This is a genomic window from Pseudomonas synxantha (assembly GCF_900105675.1).
In the GTDB taxonomy this organism is placed as follows: Bacteria; Pseudomonadota; Gammaproteobacteria; order Pseudomonadales; family Pseudomonadaceae; genus Aquipseudomonas; species Aquipseudomonas synxantha.
On the sequence record NZ_LT629786.1, the window covers coordinates 409,315 to 432,623 of the forward strand.

The 23,309-nt window shown below is 59.5% G+C and carries 23 protein-coding genes; 15 read left to right on the top strand and 8 right to left on the bottom strand.

What is annotated here, in order from left to right:
- Positions 1 to 37 precede the first annotated feature (37 nt).
- The 3 genes from BLU48_RS01940 to BLU48_RS01950 form a co-directional block, all read right to left on the bottom strand.
- Positions 38 to 223, bottom strand: a complete 186-nt coding sequence (locus BLU48_RS01940) for a hypothetical protein (protein WP_124356236.1) — start codon at positions 221 to 223, stop codon at positions 38 to 40.
- 150 nt (positions 224 to 373) lie between these two features.
- Positions 374 to 970 carry a superoxide dismutase gene (locus BLU48_RS01945; RefSeq protein WP_043049045.1) on the bottom strand — a complete coding sequence of 199 codons (597 nt, stop codon included), beginning with the start codon at positions 968 to 970 and terminating at the stop codon, positions 374 to 376.
- A gap of 178 nt (positions 971 to 1,148) precedes the next feature.
- Positions 1,149 to 1,748 (bottom strand): LysE/ArgO family amino acid transporter, encoded by a 600-nt coding sequence (locus BLU48_RS01950; protein ID WP_057023828.1) that lies wholly within the window; start codon positions 1,746 to 1,748, stop codon positions 1,149 to 1,151.
- Positions 1,749 to 1,847: 99 nt separating this feature from the next.
- On the opposite strand from BLU48_RS01950, the gene BLU48_RS01955 reads away from it, so the two are divergent.
- The 10 genes from BLU48_RS01955 (at position 1,848) to BLU48_RS02000 (ending at position 13,059) form a co-directional block, all read left to right on the top strand.
- A complete protein-coding gene (locus BLU48_RS01955) occupies positions 1,848 to 2,741 on the top strand; it encodes a LysR family transcriptional regulator ArgP (protein WP_057023829.1) in 894 nt (297 codons plus the stop codon).
- A gap of 52 nt (positions 2,742 to 2,793) precedes the next feature.
- On the top strand, positions 2,794 to 3,792 hold the full coding sequence (locus tag BLU48_RS01960; protein WP_057023830.1) for an NAD-dependent epimerase/dehydratase family protein: 999 nt from the start codon (positions 2,794 to 2,796) through the stop codon (positions 3,790 to 3,792).
- A 127-nt stretch (positions 3,793 to 3,919) separates the two neighbouring features.
- Positions 3,920 to 4,744, top strand: a complete 825-nt coding sequence (locus tag BLU48_RS01965) for a hypothetical protein (protein WP_057023831.1) — start codon at positions 3,920 to 3,922, stop codon at positions 4,742 to 4,744.
- A gap of 221 nt (positions 4,745 to 4,965) precedes the next feature.
- The gene (locus tag BLU48_RS01970; protein WP_057023832.1) at positions 4,966 to 6,225 is read left to right on the top strand and encodes a D-mannose isomerase; all 1,260 of its coding nucleotides are present in this window, start codon (positions 4,966 to 4,968) and stop codon (positions 6,223 to 6,225) included.
- A gap of 104 nt (positions 6,226 to 6,329) precedes the next feature.
- The gene (locus BLU48_RS01975; RefSeq protein WP_057023833.1) at positions 6,330 to 7,616 is read left to right on the top strand and encodes an ABC transporter substrate-binding protein; all 1,287 of its coding nucleotides are present in this window, start codon (positions 6,330 to 6,332) and stop codon (positions 7,614 to 7,616) included.
- Positions 7,617 to 7,773: 157 nt separating this feature from the next.
- Positions 7,774 to 8,682 carry a carbohydrate ABC transporter permease gene (locus tag BLU48_RS01980; protein WP_034115703.1) on the top strand — a complete coding sequence of 303 codons (909 nt, stop codon included), beginning with the start codon at positions 7,774 to 7,776 and terminating at the stop codon, positions 8,680 to 8,682.
- Positions 8,675 to 9,520, top strand: coding sequence for a carbohydrate ABC transporter permease (locus tag BLU48_RS01985; RefSeq protein ID WP_056847651.1), 846 nt, complete (start codon positions 8,675 to 8,677; stop codon positions 9,518 to 9,520). Before BLU48_RS01980 ends, BLU48_RS01985 begins: the two co-directional genes overlap by 8 nt.
- A gap of 2 nt (positions 9,521 to 9,522) precedes the next feature.
- Positions 9,523 to 10,683 carry an ABC transporter ATP-binding protein gene (locus tag BLU48_RS01990; protein ID WP_057023834.1) on the top strand — a complete coding sequence of 387 codons (1,161 nt, stop codon included), beginning with the start codon at positions 9,523 to 9,525 and terminating at the stop codon, positions 10,681 to 10,683.
- Positions 10,684 to 10,768: 85 nt separating this feature from the next.
- A complete protein-coding gene (locus BLU48_RS01995) occupies positions 10,769 to 12,115 on the top strand; it encodes a carbohydrate porin (RefSeq protein WP_057023835.1) in 1,347 nt (448 codons plus the stop codon).
- 98 nt (positions 12,116 to 12,213) lie between these two features.
- Positions 12,214 to 13,059 carry a D-hexose-6-phosphate mutarotase gene (locus tag BLU48_RS02000; RefSeq protein WP_057023836.1) on the top strand — a complete coding sequence of 282 codons (846 nt, stop codon included), beginning with the start codon at positions 12,214 to 12,216 and terminating at the stop codon, positions 13,057 to 13,059.
- A 142-nt stretch (positions 13,060 to 13,201) separates the two neighbouring features.
- Here the strand turns inward: BLU48_RS02000 and BLU48_RS02005 are convergent, their stop codons facing one another.
- Positions 13,202 to 14,062 carry a MurR/RpiR family transcriptional regulator gene (locus BLU48_RS02005; RefSeq protein WP_169856377.1) on the bottom strand — a complete coding sequence of 287 codons (861 nt, stop codon included), beginning with the start codon at positions 14,060 to 14,062 and terminating at the stop codon, positions 13,202 to 13,204.
- A gap of 219 nt (positions 14,063 to 14,281) precedes the next feature.
- Here BLU48_RS02005 and zwf point away from each other — a divergent pair, with 219 nt between their 5' ends.
- From zwf to BLU48_RS02020, 3 genes are read left to right on the top strand one after another with little or no spacing between them, the layout of a single operon-like run.
- Positions 14,282 to 15,748: a glucose-6-phosphate dehydrogenase gene (gene zwf, locus BLU48_RS02010; protein WP_046069259.1), complete on the top strand. Its 1,467-nt coding sequence runs from the start codon at positions 14,282 to 14,284 to the stop codon at positions 15,746 to 15,748.
- Positions 15,735 to 16,448, top strand: coding sequence for a 6-phosphogluconolactonase (gene pgl / locus BLU48_RS02015; RefSeq protein ID WP_057023837.1), 714 nt, complete (start codon positions 15,735 to 15,737; stop codon positions 16,446 to 16,448). The genes zwf and pgl overlap by 14 nt, the downstream gene beginning before the upstream one ends.
- A 17-nt stretch (positions 16,449 to 16,465) precedes the next feature.
- Positions 16,466 to 17,131, top strand: a complete 666-nt coding sequence (locus tag BLU48_RS02020; protein WP_017735662.1) for a bifunctional 4-hydroxy-2-oxoglutarate aldolase/2-dehydro-3-deoxy-phosphogluconate aldolase — start codon at positions 16,466 to 16,468, stop codon at positions 17,129 to 17,131.
- A gap of 201 nt (positions 17,132 to 17,332) precedes the next feature.
- On the opposite strand, the gene BLU48_RS02025 is transcribed toward BLU48_RS02020, so the two are convergent.
- Positions 17,333 to 18,508, bottom strand: coding sequence for an aminotransferase class V-fold PLP-dependent enzyme (locus BLU48_RS02025; RefSeq protein ID WP_057023838.1), 1,176 nt, complete (start codon positions 18,506 to 18,508; stop codon positions 17,333 to 17,335).
- 10 nt (positions 18,509 to 18,518) lie between these two features.
- Positions 18,519 to 18,755, bottom strand: coding sequence for a DUF3820 family protein (locus BLU48_RS02030; RefSeq protein ID WP_017139191.1), 237 nt, complete (start codon positions 18,753 to 18,755; stop codon positions 18,519 to 18,521).
- A gap of 203 nt (positions 18,756 to 18,958) precedes the next feature.
- Between BLU48_RS02030 and BLU48_RS02035 the strand changes: the two genes are divergently transcribed.
- Positions 18,959 to 19,426, top strand: coding sequence for a ferritin-like domain-containing protein (locus BLU48_RS02035; protein ID WP_034139096.1), 468 nt, complete (start codon positions 18,959 to 18,961; stop codon positions 19,424 to 19,426).
- A 144-nt stretch (positions 19,427 to 19,570) separates the two neighbouring features.
- Here the strand turns inward: BLU48_RS02035 and BLU48_RS02040 are convergent, their stop codons facing one another.
- Entirely contained in the window at positions 19,571 to 20,041 is a 471-nt protein-coding gene (locus tag BLU48_RS02040) for a MaoC family dehydratase (RefSeq protein WP_057023839.1), read from the bottom strand.
- Positions 20,042 to 20,096: 55 nt separating this feature from the next.
- Entirely contained in the window at positions 20,097 to 21,041 is a 945-nt protein-coding gene (locus tag BLU48_RS02045) for an alpha/beta hydrolase (RefSeq protein ID WP_057023840.1), read from the bottom strand.
- A 210-nt stretch (positions 21,042 to 21,251) separates the two neighbouring features.
- On the opposite strand from BLU48_RS02045, the gene fadD2 reads away from it, so the two are divergent.
- The gene (gene fadD2, locus BLU48_RS02050; RefSeq protein WP_057023841.1) at positions 21,252 to 22,940 is read left to right on the top strand and encodes a long-chain-fatty-acid--CoA ligase FadD2; all 1,689 of its coding nucleotides are present in this window, start codon (positions 21,252 to 21,254) and stop codon (positions 22,938 to 22,940) included.
- The last annotated feature ends 369 nt before the right edge of the window (positions 22,941 to 23,309 follow it).

Genomic DNA, 23,309 nt, shown 5'->3' on the forward strand with positions numbered 1-23,309 from the left:
AGAAGGCGGAGGAGATCCGCCTTCGAGTTGGGGACGATTAAAAGTTGACCTGACCCTCGGGCTGTTGTTCTTCCCCACCGATCTTCGCGCCTTCACCGGCCATGTCCAGAGCTTTGTTGCAAGCGTCCATTGCGCCGTTTGCCAGGTCCAGCCCTTTATCAACAATACCCGCTACCATTGGGGCTGCACCTGCAATTCCTGCTGCCATCGAAATAGGATCCATCGTCATTCTCCACATTTGAATTAGGAGGCTTATTCCTCCTGGCGTTTGTGTGGTGAATTGTTACTGTTGAGTTCCGTGTTTCTGGCGTGTCTATCTGGCGCACAAAAAAAAGCCCGGCAATCGCCGGGCTCTCTTCAATGCACGTGCTGCTTAGGCAGTGAAGGCCTTGCCTTCGAACTGCTCAGCCACGAACTTCCAGTTGACCAGGTTCCAGAACGCTTCCACATACTTCGGACGCACGTTGCGGTAGTCGATGTAGTAAGCGTGTTCCCACACGTCGCAGGTCAGCAGCGGGGTGTCGCCGCTGGTCAGCGGGTTGCCGGCGCCGATGGTGCTGGCCAGGGCCAGGGAGCCGTCAGCCTTTTTCACCAGCCAGCCCCAGCCGGAACCGAAGGTGCCAACGGACGTCTTGGTGAATTCTTCCTTGAACTTGTCGAACGAACCGAACGCTGCGTTGATAGCTTCAGCCAATGCGCCGGTCGGTTGGCCGCCGGCGTTTGGCGCCAGGCAGTTCCAGTAGAAGGTGTGGTTCCAGACTTGAGCGGCGTTGTTGAAGATGCCGCCCGAGGAAGACTTGACGATCTCTTCCAGGGTCTTGCCTTCGAACTCGGTGCCTGGCACCAGGTTGTTCAGGTTCACGACATAGGTGTTGTGGTGCTTGTCGTGGTGGTATTCCAAGGTTTCCTTGGAGATGTGCGGCTGCAGGGCATCGTGTGCGTAGGGCAGCGGCGGCAATTCGAAAGCCATGATGATTCTCCTAATCAGGTCAGTTGCGGTGAGCGCAAGGCCGATCACGGGCGGCCAGACATGCGCCGGGGAGTTTGTACTCTTTGCGGCGCAGGAGTCCGATCATAGCACCGGGGGTGCGGCATAACCACGCAACAACTGTGTGGGATAGAGGTTCCAGAGCGTTTTGGAATATTTGTCAGGCGCTGATCAATTGATAGGCCACCGTGAACATCATCACCGCGACCAGCAAGTCCAGCAGGCGCCAGGTGGCCGGGCGTGCCAGCCAGGGCGCCAGCCACGCCGCGCCGAGCGCCAGGGTGGTGAACCACAGGAGCGACGCACTGGCTGCGCCGGCCACGTAGGCGCCCGGCTCTGTTTGTTGCGCGCCCAGGGTGCCGATCAGCAGGACGGTGTCCAGGTACACATGAGGGTTAAGCAGGGTCACCGCCAGTGCGCTCAACAGGACGGCGCGCAACGAGCGGGTCTTGAGGCTGGCTCCCTGATCCAGGCTTTGCTTCGAAAAGGCCCTGCGCAGCGCGCACGCGCCATACCAGAGCAGGAACGCCGCACCGCCCCAGCGCGCCACCGCCAGCAGTATCGGGCTTTGGGCCAGGACAGTGGCCAGGCCGAACACTCCCGCGGCCACCAGCAGCGCATCGCAGATCACGCACAAGGCCGCGACGGGCAAATGATGCTCGCGGCGCAGGCTTTGCGCGAGGACGAATGCGTTCTGCGTTCCGATTGCCATGATCAGCCCGAGGGCCACCAGCAATCCATTCATATAGCTCTGCCACATACTGAAAGATCCTTTTAATGCTCAAACGGTGCTGGCTATGATGCGCATCGTGCCTGTATAAGAAAAACCAATATTGCTGATCGCTCATTAGAGAAACTGATGTTCGACTATAAATTGCTGTCTGCCCTGGCGGCAGTGGTGGAACAGGCCGGCTTTGAACGTGGCGCCCATGTATTGGGGTTGTCGCAGTCGGCCATCTCCCAGCGCATCAAGTTGCTGGAAGCGCGTATCGGCCAGCCGGTGCTGGTGCGCGCTTCGCCGCCGACGCCTACCGATATCGGTCGGCGCTTGCTCAACCATGTGCAACAGGTGCGCTTGCTCGAGCGCGACCTGCAAAGCCAGGTGCCGGCCCTCGACGAGGAGGGCATGCCCGAACGCCTGCGCATCGCCCTAAATGCGGACAGCCTCGCCACCTGGTGGGCAGAGGCCGTCAGCGATTTCTGCGCCGAACAGCACTTGCTGCTGGACCTGGTGGTGGAAGACCAGACGGTTGGCCTCAAGCGCATGCGTGCCGGTGAAGTGGCCGCCTGTATCTGTGCCAGCGAGCGCCCGGTGGCCGGTGCGCGCAGCCTGTTGCTGGGCGCCATGCGGTATCGCGCGCTGGCGAGCCCGGCCTTTATTGCCCGGCATTTTCCCGAGGGCGTGCGGGCCGATCAATTGGCGCGCACGCCTGCGCTGGTGTTCGGCCCGGATGATTTCCTGCAACACCGCTACCTGGCATCCCTCGGGGTGGACGGCGGTTTCGAACACCATCTATGCCCGTCATCCGAAGGATTTATCCGCCTGACGGAAGCCGGCCTGGGCTGGGGCCTGGTGCCTGAATTGCAGGTGCGTGACCAGCTGGAAACCGGCGCATTGGTCGAGTTATTGCCAGATAAGCCCATCGACGTGCCGCTGTACTGGCATCATTGGCGCAGTGGCGGGCAACTGTTGGGCCTGTTGACTGAACATCTGGCCCAGGCGTGTGGCCAATGGTTGGTGCCGTTGGAGTAGCGGCAGGCGTCAAGGCAACAGCGATGAAAAACGAAAGAACACGGAGCACTACATGAAAATTCTGGTCACCGGCGCAAGCGGCTTCATCGGCGGGCGCTTTGCGCGCTTCGCCCTTGAGCAGGGCCTGGATGTGCGGGTCAACGGGCGGCGCGCCGAAGGTGTGGAACACCTGGTACGGCGTGGTGCCGAGTTTATCCAGGGTGATTTGAATGATGCCGACTTGGTGCGCGACCTGTGCCGCGATGTCGAAGCCGTGGTGCATTGTGCGGGCGCCGTCGGGCTGTGGGGTAAGTACCAGGACTTCCACCAGGGTAATGTGCTGGTCACCGAAAACGTGGTCGAAGCCTGCCTCAAGCAGCGTGTCGGCCGCCTGGTGCACCTGTCGTCGCCATCGATCTACTTCGATGGTCGCGATCACCTGGGGCTCACTGAAGAGCAAGTGCCCAAGCGCTTCAAGCATCCCTATGCCGCCACCAAGTACCTGGCCGAGCAGAAAGTCTTCGGAGCCCAGGAGTTTGGCCTTGAGGTGCTGGCCCTGCGCCCGCGTTTCGTTACCGGTGCCGGCGACATGAGCATCTTCCCGCGCCTGTTGAAAATGCAGCGCAAAAATCGCCTGGCTATTGTGGGGAACGGTCTGAACAAGGTCGACTTCACCAGCGTGCATAATCTCAATGAGGCGTTGCTCAGCAGCCTGCTCGCCCCCGGCTCGGCGTTAGGCAAGGCCTACAACATCAGCAACGGTGCGCCGGTGCCAGTGTGGGACGTGGTCAACTACGTGATGCGACAAATGGAGCTGCCCCAAGTGACCCGGTATCAATCCTACGGTTTGTCCTACAGCGTGGCAGCCTTGAATGAGGCATTTTGCGCCATGTGGCCGGGGTGGCCGGAGCCGGCGTTATCGCGCCTGGGCATGCAGGTAATGAACAAGGATTTCACCCTCGATATCAGCCGCGCCAGGCATTATCTCGACTACGAGCCCAAGGTCAGCCTGTGGACCGCGCTCGACGAATTCTGCAGCTGGTGGAAGGCCCAGGACTCGGGCTTCAAATAAGCTCATAACCAGCAATATATGGGGAACCGAATTCGCGGTTCCGGGTCGATCCATGCGCCGCGAGTACGGTTTATACTCCTGCCGCTCGGCTTTGCAGCCAGCCATCTCATTGATTCAGGGTAGATTCATGCGTAACGATGCAAACGATGATCTCGATAACGTTCCCACCCTGCGGGCCGACCATGGGGACGACGATGATTTCGTGCCGACGCCCGCCACGTCGGTGCGCTCGCGAGCGACGCCCGTGGTCAAGGTCAAGAGCGCCAGCACCGGCCCATTGTGGGCATTGGTCGGCGCACTGTTGATCGCCTTTGCTGGCCTCGCCTGGTGGAGCTTCCAGCAGATTTCGCTGATGGGCCAGCAGTTGGTCGCCACCCAGGAAAGCTTCGCCCGGATCAGCGAGGAAGCGGCGGGGCGCCTGCAGGCTATCTCGGGCAAGGTGGTAGCCAGCGAAGCCAACGTGAACAACGGCAGCGAAGCGTTGAAACTGCAGATCAAGCAGTTGCAGGACCAGTTGCAGGAGCAGGGCAAGCAACAGATGGGCGTTGCCGGCCAAGCTACCGAGCTGGACAGCCGCTTGGCCCAGATGACCGCCAGCACCACCGAACTGACAGCGGCGAACGCCAAGTTGCAAGGCGAGGTGCAAGCCCTGACCGATGCCGTTGCTACGCTCAAGGCGGCGCAAGGCGAGATCAAGGACCTGTCCACCGAGGTGGCGGCTTTGAAAAAGCAGGGCAACCCAAGCGCGGCCATCGCCCGCCTCGAGCAGGACGTGCTGGTACTCAAGAGCGCCCAGGAAAACCAGCCTGCCAACCTCGATGCGCCGACCAACAAGGAGTTCGATGTGTTCCGCATCCAGACCACCCGCAATATCACCACCTTGCAGAGTCAGGTGCAGAATCTTAACCAGCGCCTCAATGCGCCTGCTGCGGCCACACCGCTGGGTCAGTGACCACCAATCGTCCTCTGTAGGAGCGAGCTTGCTCGCGAAAAACGTTAACGATTACGCAGGTTATCCTGGATAAACGCGGTGCTTGTTAGCTTTTCGCGAGCAAGCTCGCTCCTACATGGATTGTCACCAAGCGGTGACATTTCTTTTCCCCTTCGTTACTTGCCCCTCCTGCGCCCTTGTTTAGACTCCGGTCATTCCACAAAAAACAATAAGGGCCACCCATGACCACCCAACCACTGCCTGCCAGCAGTTGGCTGAACGCACCTGCCCATCATGCCTGGCTTGCCGCCGAAGGCCAGCGCCTGCTGGCGTTTGCCAAGGCATCGCGGCTGCCGGACGGTTTCGGCAACCTGGACGATAAAGGCCAACTGCCGGCCAATGCCCACGCCGAAACCATGAACACCGCCCGTATGACCCACAGTTTCGCCATGGCCCATGCCATGGGGCTGCCTGGTTACGCCGAGTTGGTAGCGCATGGTGTGACGGCCCTCAGCGGCCCGCTGCGCGACAGTGAGCACGGTGGCTGGTTTGCCGCACCTAAAGCCCTTGATGGCAACACCGGCAAGGCTGCTTACCTGCATGCCTTCGTCGCCCTGGCCGCCAGCTCTGCCGCAGTGGCCGGCGCGCCCGGCGCGCAGGCCTTATTGAACGACGCCATCCATATCATCGACCAGTTCTTCTGGAACGAGGAGGAGGGCGTCATGCTCGAATCCTTCGCCCAGGACTGGAGCGGCGTCGAAGCCTATCGCGGCGCCAACAGCAACATGCACGCGACGGAAGCCTTTCTGGCCCTGGCCGACGTCACCGCAGATACCCGTTGGCTGGACCGCGCGCTGCGCATCGTCGAACGGGTGATCCATACCCACGCCGCCGGCAGCCAGTTCATGGTGATCGAGCATTTCGACGCGCAGTGGAAGCCGCTGCCGGGCTACAACCAGGACAACCCCGCCGATGGCTTTCGCCCTTATGGCATCACCCCTGGCCACGGTTTCGAATGGGCCCGGCTGGTGTTGCACCTTGAAGCCTCGCGCTTGCAGGCAGGGCTCAGCACGCCAGACTGGCTGGTAAGCGACGCGAAAAACCTGTTTGCCAGTGCCTGTGAATACGCCTGGGCGGTGGATGGCGCTGCCGGCATCGTCTACACCCTGGACTGGTACCATCGCCCGGTGGTGCGCGAGCGTCTGCACTGGACCCACGCCGAAGCCAGCGCCGCCGCGCAAGCCTTGCTCAAGCGTACCGGCGAGCTGCATTACGAGACCTGGTACCGGCGATTCTGGGAGTTTTGCGAAACCCACTTTATCGACCGCATCAACGGCAGCTGGCACCACGAGCTCAGCCCCCACAACCAGCCCAGCAGCAAGATCTGGGGTGGCAAACCGGACCTGTACCATGCCTGGCAAGCGGTGATGCTGCCGGCGCTACCCTTGTCACCCAGCATGACCAGCGCTTTAGCTCAGGGTGGTTATGTCACCAAGTGGTGACATTTGTACGTCCCTTTGTTACCTGCACCCTGGAAATCCATGTTTAAACTCCGTGCAGCGCAAGCTCTAGACTTGCATGCATAACAACAAGAAAAGGTACTCAGATGAACGCGATTAATCGCCTCGCCGTCGCTATTTCCATTGCCTCGTTGTTTCCCCTCAGTGCACTTGCCGCCGACTCCAAGGGTACGGTTGAAGTGGTGCATTGGTGGACCTCAGGCGGTGAGAAAGCGGCTGTGGATGTGCTGAAGGCCCAAGTTGAGAAAGACGGCTTCACCTGGAAAGACGGTGCCGTAGCAGGTGGCGGTGGTGCCACCGCGATGACCGTGCTGAAAAGCCGTGCGGTCGCCGGCAACCCACCAGGTGTTGCCCAGATCAAGGGGCCCGACATCCAGGAATGGGCGTCCACTGGCCTGCTCGACACCGACGTGCTCAAGGACGTCGCCAAAGCAGAAAAATGGGATTCTTTGCTCGACAAGAAAGTCTCCGACACCGTCAAGTACGACGGTGACTACGTTGCCGTACCGGTCAACATCCACCGCGTGAACTGGCTGTGGATCAACCCGGAAGTCTTCAAGAAAGCCGGTATCACCAAGAACCCCACCACCCTCGAAGAATTCTACGCAGCCGGCGACAAGCTCAAGGCCGCGGGTTTCATTGCGCTCGCCCACGGTGGCCAGCCTTGGCAGGACAGCACCGTGTTCGAAGCGGTGGTGCTGTCGGTGATGGGCGCCGATGGCTACAAGAAAGCCCTGGTCGACCTGGATAACGGCGCACTGACTGGCCCGGAAATGGTCAAGGCCCTCACCGAACTGAAGAAAGTCGCGACCTACATGGACGTCGACGGCAAAGGCCAGGACTGGAACCTCGAGGCCGGCAAGGTCATCAACGGCAAGGCCGGCATGCAGATCATGGGTGACTGGGCCAAGTCCGAGTGGACTGCGGCCAAGAAAGTCGCCGGCAAGGACTACGAGTGCGTAGCCTTCCCGGGCACCGACAAAGCCTTCACCTACAACATCGACTCCCTGGCGGTGTTCAAGCAGAAAGACAAAGGCACTGCCGCGGGTCAGCAGGACATCGCCAAAGTCGTGCTGGGTGAGAACTTCCAGAAGGTGTTCAGCATCAACAAGGGCTCGATCCCTGTGCGTAACGACATGCTGAACAAAATGGATTCCTACGGCTTCGACTCCTGCGCCCAGACCGCCGCCAAGGACTTCCTGACCGACGCCAAGACCGGCGGCCTGCAGCCAAGCATGGCGCACAACATGGCCACTACCCTGGCGGTGCAAGGTGCGTTCTTTGACGTAGTGACCAACTACATCAACGATCCGAAAGCCGACCCGGCCGACACCGCCAAGAAGCTTGGCGCGGCGATCAAGTCGGCCAAGTAACGCAGCTATCTGTAGGAGCGAGCTTGCTCGCGAAAAACTCAAGGTCACCGCGTTCATGCTGTATGCACGCGCTATCGTTGAAGTCCTTCGCGAGCAAGCTCGCTCCTACAGGGTTCGGTCTACCTGTTAGTTCTTTTTCCCTGTACTGGATTTCCCCATGAGTTCTGTTGCTGTGTTCAGCAAGGCCTCGCCGTTCGATGCACTGCAACGCTGGCTGCCCAAACTGGTGCTGGCGCCGAGCATGTTCATCGTGTTGGTGGGCTTTTATGGCTACATCCTGTGGACGTTCGTGCTGTCGTTCACCACCTCCACGTTCCTGCCCAGCTACAAGTGGGCGGGCCTGGCGCAGTATGAGCGGTTGTTCGACAACGACCGCTGGTGGGTCGCGAGCAAGAACCTGGCCGTGTTCGGCGGCATGTTCATTGGCATCACCCTGGTGATCGGGGTGACGCTGGCGATTTTCCTTGACCAGAAAATCCGCCGTGAAGGCTTCATCCGTACCATTTACCTGTACCCGATGGCGCTCTCGATGATCGTCACCGGTACCGCCTGGAAATGGCTGCTCAACCCGGGCATGGGCCTGGACAAACTCCTGCGCGATTGGGGCTGGGAAGGCTTCCGTCTCGATTGGCTGATCGACCCGGACCGCGTGGTCTATTGCCTGGTGATTGCTGCCGTGTGGCAAGCTTCCGGTTTCATCATGGCGATGTTCCTGGCCGGCCTGCGCGGCGTCGACCAGTCGATCATCCGCGCCGCTCAGATCGACGGTGCCAGCCTGCCGCGTATCTACTGGAGCGTGGTGCTGCCCAGCCTGCGTCCGGTGTTTTTCAGTGCGGTAATGATCCTGGCGCACATTGCGATCAAGAGCTTTGACCTGGTGGCCGCCATGACTGCCGGCGGCCCGGGCTATTCGTCCGACCTGCCGGCGATGTTCATGTACTCGTTCACCTTCAGTCGTGGCCAGATGGGCATGGGCTCGGCCAGTGCAATCCTGATGCTCGGTGCGATCCTCGCGATCATCGTGCCGTACCTGTATTCCGAGCTGAGGACCAAGCGTAATGACTAGTCTCGTTGCCAAACCTGCCATCAGCCTGAGCCGCATCGCGATCTACGCGGTGCTGATCCTGGCGGTGCTGCTGTACCTGGTACCGCTGGTGGTGATGCTGCTCACCAGCTTCAAGACCCCGGAAGACATCAGCACCGGCAACCTGCTGAGCTGGCCGACCGTGGTCAGCGGCATCGGCTGGGTCAAGGCCTGGGCCACCGTGGATGGCTACTTCTGGAACTCGATCAAGATCACCGTGCCGGCGGTACTGATTTCCACCGCCATCGGTGCCTTGAACGGCTATGTGCTGTCGTTCTGGCGTTTCCGGGGCTCGCAGTTGTTCTTCGGGCTGTTGCTGTTCGGCTGCTTCCTGCCATTCCAGACCGTGCTGCTGCCGGCGTCGTTCACCCTCGGCAAGATGGGCCTGGCCAGCACTACCACCGGCCTGGTGTTTGTGCACGTGGTCTACGGCCTGGCGTTCACCACGCTGTTTTTCCGTAACTACTACGTGAGCATTCCGGATGCACTGATCAAGGCCGCACGCCTGGATGGCGCGGGGTTCTTCACTATCTTCCGCCAGATCATCCTGCCGATGTCGACGCCGATCATCATGGTCTGCCTGATCTGGCAGTTCACCCAGATATGGAACGACTTCCTGTTCGGCGTGGTGTTCTCCAGCGGCGACTCCCAGCCCATTACGGTGGCGCTGAACAACCTGGTCAATACCAGCACCGGGGCCAAGGAATATAACGTGGATATGGCGGCGGCGATGATCGCCGGGCTGCCGACCCTGCTGGTCTATGTGATCGCAGGCAAGTATTTCGTGCGCGGCCTTACGGCCGGCGCGGTCAAGGGGTAATCATGGCTACGCTTGAACTTCGCAATGTAAACAAGACCTATGGCGCCGGCCTGCCCGACACCTTGAAGAACATCGAACTGTCGATCAAGGAAGGCGAGTTCCTGATCCTGGTCGGCCCGTCGGGTTGCGGCAAATCCACGCTGATGAACTGCATCGCCGGCCTTGAGACCATCAGCGGCGGCGCGATCATGATCGGCGACCAGGACGTCAGCGGCATGAGCCCCAAGGACCGTGACATCGCCATGGTGTTCCAGTCCTACGCGTTGTACCCGACCATGAGCGTGCGCGAGAACATCGAGTTCGGCCTGAAAATCCGCAAGATGCCCCAGGCCGATATCGATACCGAAGTAGCACGGGTGGCCAAGCTGCTGCAGATCGAGCACCTGCTCAACCGCAAGCCCGGCCAGTTGTCCGGCGGCCAGCAACAGCGTGTGGCCATGGGCCGTGCCCTGGCGCGTCGGCCGAAGATCTACCTGTTCGACGAACCACTGTCCAACCTCGACGCCAAGCTGCGCGTCGAGATGCGCACCGAAATGAAACTGATGCACCAGCGCCTGAAAACCACCACCGTCTATGTCACCCACGATCAGATCGAAGCGATGACCCTGGGCGACAAAGTGGCGGTAATGAAGGATGGCATCATCCAGCAGTTCGGTACGCCGAAAGAGATCTACAACAACCCTGCCAACCAGTTCGTGGCGAGTTTTATCGGTTCGCCGCCGATGAACTTCGTGCCTCTGCGCCTGCAACGCAAGGACGGCCGCCTGGTGGCGCTGCTCGACAGCGGCCAGGCCCGTTGCGAGCTGGCGCTTAACATGACGGACGCCGGCCTTGAGGACCGCGATGTGATCCTGGGCCTGCGCCCGGAGCAAATCATGTTGGCGGCGGGCGAGGGCAACAGCGCATCGAGCATTCGTGCCGAAGTCCAGGTCACCGAGCCGACCGGCCCGGACACCCTGGTATTCGTGCAGCTCAACGACACCAAGGTCTGCTGCCGCCTGGCACCGGACGTGGCGCCGCAGGTAGGCGAGACCCTGACCCTGCAATTCGACCCGGCCAAGGTGTTGCTGTTTGACGCCAAGACCGGTGAGCGACTGGGTACCACTGCTTCACTGCCGGCACAGGGGCATGCCGACAACGTGGCCCAGTTCAAGGGTCGCTGAAGCAGATAAGCAGTTGTTTTAGTTAAAAAATGTAACCCGCGTTAGATAAAAACAGTTTAATAACAATAAAGACGAGGATGTAGGGATGAAAAAGCAACACAACAACACTCGGCTGATCTGCCAACTGTCAGCAGCAGCAGCCCTTGTATTGTCCGCCAATGCGATGGCGGCCGATGCGTTCAGCGCCGATTCCAAGTGGATGACCGGCGATTGGGGTGGTGAGCGTACCAAGCTGATCGAGCAAGGTATCGACATCAAGGCCGACTACGTTGGGGAAATGGGCTACAACGCCCACGGCGGCTACAACGACGACAAGACCGGTCGCTACTCTGACCAGTTCGGTCTGGGCGTGGCACTGGACCTGCAAAAACTGTGGGGCTGGGATAACACCCAGGCCAAGATCCAGTTGACCAATCGTAATGGCCAGAACATCTCCAATGACCGTATTGGTGACCCGCGTGCCGGCACCTTGAGCTCTTCCCAGGAAGTCTACGGTCGTGGCCACATGGTACGTCTGACCCAGTTCTGGATTCAGCACCAGATGTTCGACAACAAGTTGGACGTGAAACTCGGCTACTTTGGTGAAGGCGAAGACTTCAACACCTTCCCGTGCGACTTCCAGAACCTGTCGTTCTGTGGCTCCCAGGTGGGTAACTACGTCAACACCTGGTACAACTGGCCGGTTGCCCAGGCCGCGATCCGCGTGAAGTACAACATCACGCCTGAGCTGTATGCGCAAATCGGCGCCTACAACCAGAACCCATCGCAGCTGGAGCACGGCAACGGCTTCAAACTAAGCGGTAGCGGTACCAAGGGTACTGTGATTCCGGTGGAGTTGGTCTGGTCGCCGAAGGTTAATAACCTGCCGGGCGAATACCGTGTGGGCTTCTACAAGAGCGCCGCCGATGCCCCGGATGTCCGTGAAGACGTCAACGGCGGCGATGCTGTCCTTTCTGGCGCAGACTTCCGTACCCGTAGCAGCAAGAAAGGTTACTGGTTCGTTGCGCAACAGCAACTGACCACGCATAACGGCGACGCTTCCCGTGGCTTGAACATCGCTGCCAACGCGACCTTCCACGACAAGGAAACCAACCTGGTCGACAACTACCAGTCGTTGATGCTGGTGTACAAGGGCCCATTCGACGCGCGTCCAAAAGATGATGTCGGCATTGGCGTCGCTCGCCTGCATGTCAACGATGACGTGAAGAAGAACTCTGAGCTGCTCAACGCCGCCAATGGTGTGAGCGACTATGACAATCCGCTGTACACGCCCATTCGTGAGACCGAGTACAACGTCGAACTCAACTACGGTTTCCATGTCACCAACTGGCTGACCGTGCGTCCTAACCTGCAATACGTGGTCCAGCCTGGCGGCGTGGATAAAGTCGACAATGCTCTGGTCGCTGGCCTGAAAATTCAGTCTACGTTCTAACGCTGTTGCGATAAGCTCCTCTCTCTGTGCGCATTTGCGGGTAGCCATGGCTATCCGCTTTTTTTTGGGTTGCACTGTGATATTCGGGACCTGGGCACATGCATGAGCAACCGCTGCAACGCTTTTTCAAATCCCTGCGCGAACGTCCAGTGTTCGCCTGGGAGCGCTTTCAGATGCGCGACGTGTTGGTGATCGACCATCCCCTGTGCCAGGCAGTGTTCAGTCGCCAGGGCGCGCAATTGCTGCACTTTCAACCCTCGGGCCAGAAGCCCTGGCTGTGGTGCGCCGCCAAATGGCCGCAAGTCGGTGCCATTCGTGGTGGCGTGCCGGTGTGCTGGCCCTGGTATGGCCGCCATCCCAGCGAAAACGCCTGGCCTTCCCATGGTTGGGCGCGCTTGATCGACTGGAAGCTGCTCGACAGCAGCACCGACGACGACGGCGTGCGCCTGCACTGGCAATTGCAGCTGTGTGACTGGCAGGTGGACTTGCGCGCGCACCTGGGCGAGACCCTGGACCTGCGCCTGAGCACCGAGCACCAGGACGAACTGCCGTGCCAGTTGAGCCATGCATTGCACGCTTACTGGCGTATTGGTCACGTTGATGAGGTAGCGCTGTCTGGGCTTGATGGAGCGCAGGGCTACGACCAGCTCAATCGCCAGGTTTGCCAGCAGGAAGGCGAGCTAAGGGTCGATGGCGGTTGCCAGCGGGTGTTCCAGCATGAGGGCGAATTGCAGCTCAAGGATCATGCCTGGCAGCGCGAACTGTGCATCGACACCGGCGACAGCGCCGACACGGTGGTGTGGCATCCGGGTAGCCGGCCGCTGTTGGGCGTGAGCTTTAACGAGGCGTCGGGGTTTGTGTGCGTGGAATCGGCGATGGCCGGGGCCAGCCTGGCGCCGGGGGAGAGGGCGCATTTGAGTTTGCAGGCCAGGGCAGGGGTTTAGCGGTGTGACTGCGGGCCTCATCGGGGGCAAGCCCCCTCCCACATTTGATCTTCAGTGCTAATAGATTGTAGGCACCACACAGCACCCATGTGGGAGGGGGCTTGCCCCCGATGAGGCCAATAAAGCCGACATAAATGCTGACTCAGTTGAACTCATCCCCCACCGGATACCGGCTGTCATTCAAGCTCTCTTTGATCTTGCGCAAATGTGGCTGGAAATCCACCCCGCGGCGCAGGGTCATGCCGGTCGCCAGCACATCCAGCACTGTCAACTGGATAATCCGCGAAGTCATCGGCATATAGATGTCGGTATCTTCGGGCAAGGGGATGTTCAGGCTCACTGTACTGGCCTTGGCCAGCGGCGAGTTCTCGGCGGTGACGCCCAGTACTGAAGCACCGTTTTCGCGGGCAATACGCGCTACTTCCACCAGCTCGCGAGTACGTCCGGTGTAGGAAATGATCACGAACAACTCACCGGTGTGGGCCACCGAAGCGATCATGCGCTGCATCAGCACATCCGCATGAGCGGTCACCGCCAGGTTGAAACGGAAAAACTTGTGCAGCGCATCCATCGCCACCGGTGCCGAGGCCCCGAGTCCGAAGAAGTGGATCTGCCGCGCCTGGATCAACAAGTCCACCGCCTTGCTGATCAGGGCCGGGTCGAGGGCCTGGCAGGCGCTGTCCAGGGAGGCAATGGCGCTGCCAAAGATCTTCTGGGTGTAGGCTTCGGGGTTATCATCAGCCTCCACGGCCCGGCTGACATACGCGGCGCCGCTGGCCAGGCTTTGCGCCAGCTGCAATTTAAGTTCAGGGTAACCGCTGACACCGAACGAACGGCAGAAGCGGTTGACCGTCGGTTCACTGACCGAGGCGGCCTGGGCGAGGGCGGCGATCGAGAAGCGTGTGGCCTGCTGCGGGTTGAGCAGGATGACTTCAGCGACTTTGCGCTCGGCCTTGTTCAATTCTTCGAGGCGGTTCCGGATCTGTTCCAGAAGATTTCGCACGCGGTCCATTCAGTCTTTCCTTCGGGCGACGATGCAAATAAAGGGCAATGACCAATCGATGAGTGGTCCTTTGCGGTGGCCTATCCTACTGAGGGTAGCGGAACACCACCACTCGGAATGCGTATTTCGGGAAAATGTTGTGGTTATTACTACATTTTTCCTTGAGTGATGCCTTGAAAAAAGGTATTTGTAGCTTAACTTGATAAAAGAACAAACATCATGCCTTCGATAACCGTAGAACCCTGCACCTTTGCCCTGTTTGGCGCCTTGGGTGATCTGGCGCTGCGCAAGTTATTTCCTGCTCTCTATCAACTCGATGGCGCCGGGTTGCTGCACGATGACACGCGCATCCTGGCCCTGGCCCGTGAAGCCGGCAGCGAGCAGCAACACTTGGCCCATATCGAAACACAATTGCGTAAATACGTCGGCAAGGAACTCGACGAAGCCGTGACCACACGCTTCCTCGCACGCCTGGCCTATGTGCATGTCGACTTCATGAAGGCTGACGACTATGTCGCCCTGGCCGAGAACGTCGGCAGCGAACAACGCCTGATTGCCTATTTCGCCACCCCGGCGGCGGTGTACGGCGCGATCTGCGAGAACCTGGCCAAGGTCGGCCTGGCGGACAACACCCGTGTGGTGCTGGAAAAGCCCATCGGTTCGGACCTGGAGTCCTCGCGCAAGGTCAACGACGCCGTGGCGCAGTTTTTCCCGGAAAACCGCACCTACCGTATCGACCACTACCTGGGCAAAGAGACCGTCCAGAACCTGATCGCCCTGCGTTTCGCCAACAGCCTGTTCGAAACCCAGTGGAACCAGAACTACATCTCCCACGTGGAAATTACCGTGGCCGAGCAGGTCGGCATCGAAGGCCGTTGGGGTTACTTCGACAAGGCCGGCCAGCTGCGTGACATGATCCAGAACCACTTGTTGCAACTGCTTTGCCTGATTGCCATGGACCCGCCCGCCGACCTGTCCGCCGACAGCATTCGTGACGAGAAGGTCAAGGTGCTCAAGGCCCTGGCGCCGATCAGCCCCGAGGGCCTGACCACCCAGGTGGTGCGCGGCCAATACATCGCCGGCTACAGTGCCGGCAAAGCCGTGCCGGGCTACCTGGAAGAAGACAATTCCAACACCCAGAGCGACACCGAGACTTTCGTCGCCCTGCGTGCCGATATACGTAACTGGCGTTGGGCCGGGGTGCCGTTCTATCTGCGCACCGGCAAGCGCATGCCGCAAAAGCTGTCGCAGATCGTCATCCACTTCAAGGAACCGTCCCACTACATCTTCGCTCCCGAGCAGCGCCTGCAGATCAGCAACAAGCTGATCATCCGCCTGCAGCCGGACGAAGGCATTTCCTTACGAGTGATGACCAAGGAGCAGGGCCTGGACAAGGGCATGCAACTGCGCAGCGGGCCACTGCAACTGAATTTTTCCGACACCTATCGCAGCGCACGGATCCCCGATGCCTACGAGCGTTTGCTGTTGGAAGTAATGCGCGGCAATCAGAACCTGTTTGTTCGCAAAGATGAAATCGAAGCCGCGTGGAAGTGGTGCGACCAGTTGATCGCCGGCTGGAAGAAGTCCGGCGATGCGCCCAAGCCTTATGCGGCAGGGTCCTGGGGGCCGATGAGCTCGATTGCACTGATCACGCGGGATGGGAGGTCGTGGTATGGCGATATCTGAATTGAAACTGCCTCAGGGCGTGACTGCCCATGAGTACCGTACGCCCGCGCTGCTGGCCGATGGCCTGGCCAATGACGTGGCCGAACAGCTGCGCGCAGCCATCAGTGCCCGTGGCGAGGCGACCTTGGTGGTGTCCGGTGGCCGCAGCCCCGTGGCGTTTTTCCAGAACCTGGCCAAGCAGGGCCTGGACTGGTCCAGGGTCACCATCACCCTGGCTGATGAACGCTGGGTGCCGGTAGAGCACGCCGACAGCAACGCCGGCCTGTTAAAGCAGCACCTGCTGCAAGGCCCGGCGGCCAAGGCCAGGTTCCTCAGCCTGTACAGCGCTGCCGCTAATCTTGAAGACGCTGCCGAGCAGGCTGATCGCTTGCTGGCCGAACTGCCGTCCATTGATGTGCTGGTGTTGGGCATGGGTGATGACGGCCACACCGCATCGTTGTTCCCCAACAGCCCGAACCTGGGTGAGGCGCTTAAGGCCGACGGAACCCGCCGTTGCTGGCCGATGCTGGCGCCCACCGTGCCACATCAGCGCCTGACCATGAGTCGCGCCTTGCTGGCCACGGCCAACTACACCGTGCTGTCGATTTCCGGCAGTTCGAAATTGACCACCTTGAGCGCCGCGCTGGCCAGTGACGATGTTGCTGCCATGCCGATTCGCGCGTTTTTGCAACCTACTCTAGAGATTTACTGGTGCCCATGAGCCAAGGATCAGCCGCTATGAAAAGCCCTCAACCGACCGTGTCCATGGCGGATAAAGTTGCCTTGATCGACAGCCTCTGCGCCAAGGCGCGGATCCTGCCGGTGATCACCATTGCCCGCGAACAGGACATCCTGCCGCTGGCCGACGCCCTGGCAGCTGGCGGTTTGACCGCATTGGAAGTGACCTTGCGTTCGGAGTTCGGCCTCAAGGCCATTCAGGTCTTGCGTGAGCAGCGTCCCGAGCTGTGCACCGGCGCCGGCACCGTGCTTGACCGCCATATGCTCGAAGCGGCTGAAGTGGCCGGCTCGCAATTTATCGTTACCCCCGGCATCACCCGCGACCTGCTGGAAGCCTCGGTACACAGCCCGATCCCGCTGCTGCCTGGGATCAGCAACGCTTCGGGCATCATGGAAGGCTACGGCCTGGGTTATCGCCGCTTCAAGCTGTTTCCGGCCGAAGTCAGCGGCGGCGTCGCGGCCATCAAGGCCCTTGGCGGCCCGTTTGGCGAAGTGAAGTTCTGCCCGACCGGCGGCGTCGGCCCCGCCAACATCAAGAGCTACATGGCGTTGAAAAATGTGATGTGCGTGGGCGGTAGCTGGATGCTTGACCCTGAGTGGATCAAGAACGGCGACTGGGCGCGTATCCAGGAAGTCACCGCCGAGGCGCTGGCGCTGCTGGATTGAGTTGATTTACCGAATCGTTGTTGCTGTGCTTTAACGGCATTTTTGCGGTGCACTTGGTCGGTGCGCCGCTTTTTTTTGCCCGTAGAAAATCTTCAGGCTCACCGAAAAACTGTGGGAGGGGGCTTGCTCCCGATAGCGGTAGATCAGCCACTGCGTCTGGTAACTGACACACGCAATCGGGAGCAAGCCCCCTCCCACAGTTTAATCTTTGCTTAGCTCGGTAATGGCGTTGACCAGTACGCCGATATCCGCTGCCGACGTCACCAACCCCGGCGTCACCCGGATACAGGTGCCAAACGCAGCCCCCGTGCGCGTGGTGACAAACAGGTCGTGTTCCTTGAGCAACCTATCCACCATCACTTGCTGATCCCGCCCGATGAACTTGAACGCTGTGATCCCGCAATACAGTCGCGGATCATCCGACGTCAGCACTTCAATTCCCGGCAATGGCCTTACCTGGCTTACCCACAGATCGCGCAGGTAATTTACCCGTGCGCCTTTGCTCGCAGCGCCACCCAATTGTCGATGTTCTTCGAACACTAAAGGCAAGGTCATCAGCGCGGGAAAATTCGGTGTGCTGTAGGACGTACGCGCGCGCACATCAGTGGCCGGATAGTGAAACTCGCCCATGTCCGGATCTATATCGGCCAGGCGTTCCGGGGCGATATACATAAAGCCCAGGGTCAGCGGCGCGCCGATCCATTTATGCAGGTTGAAACCGGCGAATTGAATGCCCAGTTCGGCCAGGTTGAACTCGATCTGGCCCAGCGCGTGGGCGCCGTCGAGGATCACATCGATAGCCTGTTCTCGTGCAGCCTTGGCAATGGCTGCAACGGGCATTACCAGGCCAGTGCGATGGGTGACATGGGTCAGGGCCATCAGCTTGATGCGCGGGTACTGCACGAACGCGTCGCGATAAGTCTGCACCAGGCTGTCGAAACTGGCCGGGTGAGCGTGTGATACCTCAATCACTTCCACGCCGCGAACGCTTGCAAGCCAGCGCATGGCCCCCTTGACCGTGTCGTACTCCAAATCACTGATCAATACCTGATCGCCCGGTTGCAGGCGGTTGTAGTTGCGGATCAGCGACTGCAAGGCTTCGGTGGCGTTGCGGGTGAAGGCGAGCGCCTGCGGATCGACATTGATCAGTTCGGCCAACTGGCGGCGGATCTGGATATTTTCACCCTGCTCAAAGCGCTGGCGCACGTACACCGAGTTGCTGCGGTTGATATAGCTTATGTGTTCAAGGTACTGCGCCTGTACTGCACGGCTCATGCGCCCGAAATAACCATTTTCCAGGTTGATCGGCCCAGGCTCCAGGTCAAAGCGCTCGGCGATGGCGCGCCAGTGGGGTTCGTTATCAGCATTCCTTGGCATGGCGAGTCTCTTAATGGCGGGGGGCGGGTTTACCGTGTTTAACGCGTAGCGGTTCGAGCAATTCAGACAAGCCGTTGTGATCGATTTCCTGCATCAGGGCCAGCAAACCGCCTAATTCACCATGGGGAAACCCTTCACGGGCGAACCAGTTCAGGTAAGGGCCAGGCAGGTCAGCGATGATCCGGCCCTTGTATTTTCCGAAGGGCATTTCGCGGGTGATCAGCAATTCGAGTTTTTCGGGGTTCATGAGCTTCGTGCGATTGAGGCGAGGTCTTCGAAAATACAGGCATTCTGCATGAAGGCCAAATGACAGATCATGCAAATAACGTCAATACAGATGGTTCAATAAATCGTAACTTATTGAAATTTAAGGTTATTTTTGTTTTTAAAAACCTGGCACGGGCGCTGCAATAACAAGACAACCTTCTAACCCGTATAAGGAATTGAAAAATGACTGACATCAATAAAGAATCGATCTCCGTACTGAACGACCTGATCGAGACCAGCATCGACGGCCAAAAGGGTTTCAAGGAATGCGCTGAAGATATCAAGCATCCAGAACTCAAGGCTCTGTTCGCCAAGCGTTCTGCCGACTGCGCAACGGCTGCCGCAGAGCTGAAAACAGCCGTGCGTGCCCTGGGCGGCGATCCGGAGGATTCCGGCAGCATGGCCGGCGCCCTGCATCGTGGCTGGGTCGACGTGAAGTCGATGGTCACCGGCAAGGACGAAGAGGCTGTGCTGAACGAAGCTGAGCGCGGTGAAGACCACGCACTGAAGGCTTACCGTGAAGCGATCGAGAAGATCAACAAGCACAACCTGCTGGGCATTCGTGACCTGGTAGAGCGTCAGTACCATGGCGTACAGCGCAACCACGATCAGGTGAAGGCCCTGCGTAACCAGGCTCGCGCTCAGTCGTAAGACCTGCACTGTAGCAACTGTGGGAGGGGGCTTGCTCCCGATAGCGGTGAATCAGTCGACCTATTCAGTGACTGACTCACCGCCATCGGGGGCAAGCCCCCTCCCACATTTTGCATTGAGTGACTTTTAAGGTTGCGCTTAGCCTCAGCCGATGCTGATCGGCGGCAACTCAGTCAGGGTCACAATCTGTTGCTTGCGCGGCGCCAGGATCTCTGCCTCGCCATCCACCACCAGCTCATCACGCTGGTTGAACACCCGCGTGGCAATGCGCACACGGAACTTCGGCAGCTTTTCGAGAATTTCCAGGCGCACGGTGAGGGTGTCGCCAATCTTGACCGGCTTCTGGAAGGTCATCTGCTGACCGATGTAGATAGTGCCCGGCCCAGGCAGCTCGCAGGCTACGGCTGCACTGATCAACGCGCCGCTGAACATGCCGTGGGCAATACGCTCCTTAAACATGGTCGCCTTGGCGTATTCGGCATCCAGGTGCACGGGGTTGTGATCGCCGGACATGGCAGCGAACAGCTGGATATCGCGCTCTTCTACCAACTTGCTGTAGCTGGCCGTTTGGCCGACTTCGAGGGCTTCATACGGGGTGTTGGTTACCTGGGTCATCTAAAGCTGCATCCTGTGGCTAAGCGGTAATTAATTGACTGATTTTAAACGAAAATTATTCACAGCGGGCCGGCCTGCGCAGGGCCAGGGCCTGGTCGAGCCAGGTCAATACATCCGTTGTGACTTCAGCGCGGTTGGTTTCGTTGAACACTTCATGCCGCGTCTGAGGGTAAAGATTCAATTGCACGTTCTGGCAGCCGGCTTCACGCAGGGCATGGGCCAGATCCTTGAGACGCTTGCCTTCGCTCACCGGATCACATTCGCCGCCTATCACCAGGATCGGCAGGCCCGGGTCGATCTGGGCGAGATTGGACGCTTTGCTGATTTGCTGCAAGCCGCCGAGCAGGTCAATCCAAAGCTGGTTGGTGCAACGGAAACCGCACAGCGGGTCGTTGATGTATTTGTCGACTTCATCCGGGTCGCGACTGAGCCAGTCGAATGCCGTGCGGGTGGGTTTGAACGCTTTGTTGAACGAGCCGAACGACAGGAACTCGATCAGCGCACTGCGGCCGCGCACACCCTGGCGCAGGCGTTCGATACGCGCGATCAACCGCGCTGCGGTGTACAACGCCACCGGCTGGAAATTCGAACCGCTGAGAATCGCTCCATGCAGGCTGGCACTGTGGTGCAGCAGATAACCCTGGGCGATGTAGCTGCCCATGCTGTGGCCAAGCAAAATAATCGGCAGGCCCGGTTGTTGCTGGCCAATATGCTGGTTGAGGCTGGCCAGGTCGCCCACCACCTTGTTCCAGCCATCCTTTTCGGCGTAGAGCCCCAAGGTACCCTCGTCAGCAGTACGGCCATGGCCGCGCTGGTCCAGCGCATACACGCCATAGCCTGCGCTGCACAGGGCTTCGGCCAGGCGAGCATAACGACCACTATGCTCGGCCATGCCATGGGCGAGCATCAGCACGGCCTTGGGCAGCCCGTCGGGTATCCATTGATTGACGTACAGGCGGCTGCGGTCGTTCGCGGTCAGCCAGAAGGTGCTGTGGTTCATGGCGACTCCATTTGCTCAGAATCATTGCAGTGTATCGCTCATTGGCAGAGGGACGCAGTATCTGCCTACACGTTAGCCGCAAGATTCATACAATCAATGACACGATTAAGCATATTTGCCTGTTTGGCCATAGCTGCTAACGTCCCCAAGGCTCCGCTTCTTATAAATGGATAGAGCGGCCGGACACATTCAGGTAAGAGGACAAGAATAATGCAACCTGATTTCTGGAATGACAAACGCGCGGCGGGCGTCCCCAATGCCATCGACCTCAGCACCTACAAGTCGGTGATCGAGGTCTTCGAGCGTTCCTGCAAGGCTTTTGCCGACCGTCCGGCGTTCAGCAACATGGGCATCACCCTGACCTACGCTGAGCTTGAGCGCCAGAGTGCGGCGTTTGCCGGTTACCTGCAGCAGCACACCGACCTCAAGCCTGGCGAGCGTATCGCGGTGCAGATGCCCAACGTGCTGCATTACCCGGCGGCGGTATTCGGCGCTCTGCGCGCCGGGCTGATCGTGGTCAATACCAATCCCCTTTATACCCCGCGCGAAATGCGTCACCAGTTCAAGGACGCGGGCGTGCGGGCGCTGGTCTACCTCAACCTGTTCGGTTCGCGGGTGCAGGAGGTTTGCACCGACACCGAGATCGACTACCTGATTGAAGCCAGGATGGGCGACTTCATGCCCGCCGCCAAGGGTTGGCTGGTCAATACCGTCGTCGATAAGGTGAAGAAGATGGTCCCGGCCTACCACCTGCCACGGGCGGTGTCGTTCAAGCGCGCCTTGCGCATGGGCGCGGGGCTTGGCGTGACGCGACATCCGGTGAGCCTGGACGATATTGCCGTGCTGCAATACACCGGTGGCACCACTGGCCTTGCCAAGGGCGCAATGCTCACCCACGGCAACCTGGTTGCGAACATGCAGCAAGTGCGCGCATGCATGTCGCAACTGGGCGAGGACGGCCACCCGCTGGTCAAGGAAGGGCAGGAGGTGATGATTGCCCCGCTGCCGCTGTACCACATCTACGCATTCACCGCGAACTGCATGTGCATGATGGTGTCGGGCAACCACAATGTGCTGATTACCAACCCTCGGGACATTGGCGGCTTTATCAAGGAACTCAAGCAGTGGCGATTTTCTTGCCTCTTGGGGCTCAACACCCTGTTTGTGGCGCTGATGGATCACCCTGACTTCAAGAACCTGGATTTCTCCCACCTCAAGATCACCAATTCCGGCGGCACCGCTCTGGTCAAGGCCACGGCTGAACGCTGGAAGGCGTTGACCGGCTGCTCCATTGGCGAAGGCTACGGCCTTACCGAAACCTCACCGGTGGCCAGCACCAACCCCTACGGCGGCCTGGCACGCCTGGGCACCGTGGGCATTCCAGTGCCCGGTACGGCAATGAAAGTCATTGATGATGAGGGGCACGAACTGCCGCTGGGCGAACGCGGCGAGCTGTGCATCCAGGGTCCGCAGGTGATGAAGGGCTATTGGCAGCAACCGGTCGCCACCGCCGAGACCCTGGACGCCGAAGGCTGGCTCAAGACCGGCGACATTGCGGTGATCGATACCGATGGCTACGTCAGTATTGTGGATCGCAAGAAGGATTTGATCATCGTCTCGGGTTTCAACGTGTACCCCAACGAAATCGAAGACGTGGTGATGGCCCACCCGGCCGTAGCCAACTGCGCGGTGATCGGCGTGCCGGATGAGCGTACGGGTGAGGCGGTGAAATTGTTCGTGGTGGCACGGGCCCAGGGGGTGAGCCTTGAGGAGTTGAAGGCGTACTGCAAGACCAACTTCACGGGCTACAAGGTCCCCAAGCATATTGTGCTGAGGGAGTCGTTGCCGATGACGCCGGTGGGCAAGATTCTGCGGCGGGAGCTGCGCGACATCGCCTGAATTGAAATAGAGTCAAAATGTGGGAGGGGGCTTGCCCCCGATTGCGCAGTGTCAGTCACCTGGTTAATTGACTGGCCCACCGCTATCGGGGTAAGCCCCCTCCCACAGTTGTTATTTGTCGCCCGTGAGGCCCATTCCAGAGCGGATTTCAGTGATATAGAATCTTTGCTCTAAAAATGACCATTAGATGTTCTTGAGTCATGTTTATGACTGTAGGGCCCTCTTTTGGCTCTAGGCGGCCCTTGGCAAAGCTGCTACTCTCGGCGCGCTTTGTGACGTCTCGGCCTGCTTGAAAGCGCCAGATTCACCTTAAAAAGACATACACCAATAATAATCGCATCAAATGCGATGATGAATTCGCGTCGCTGA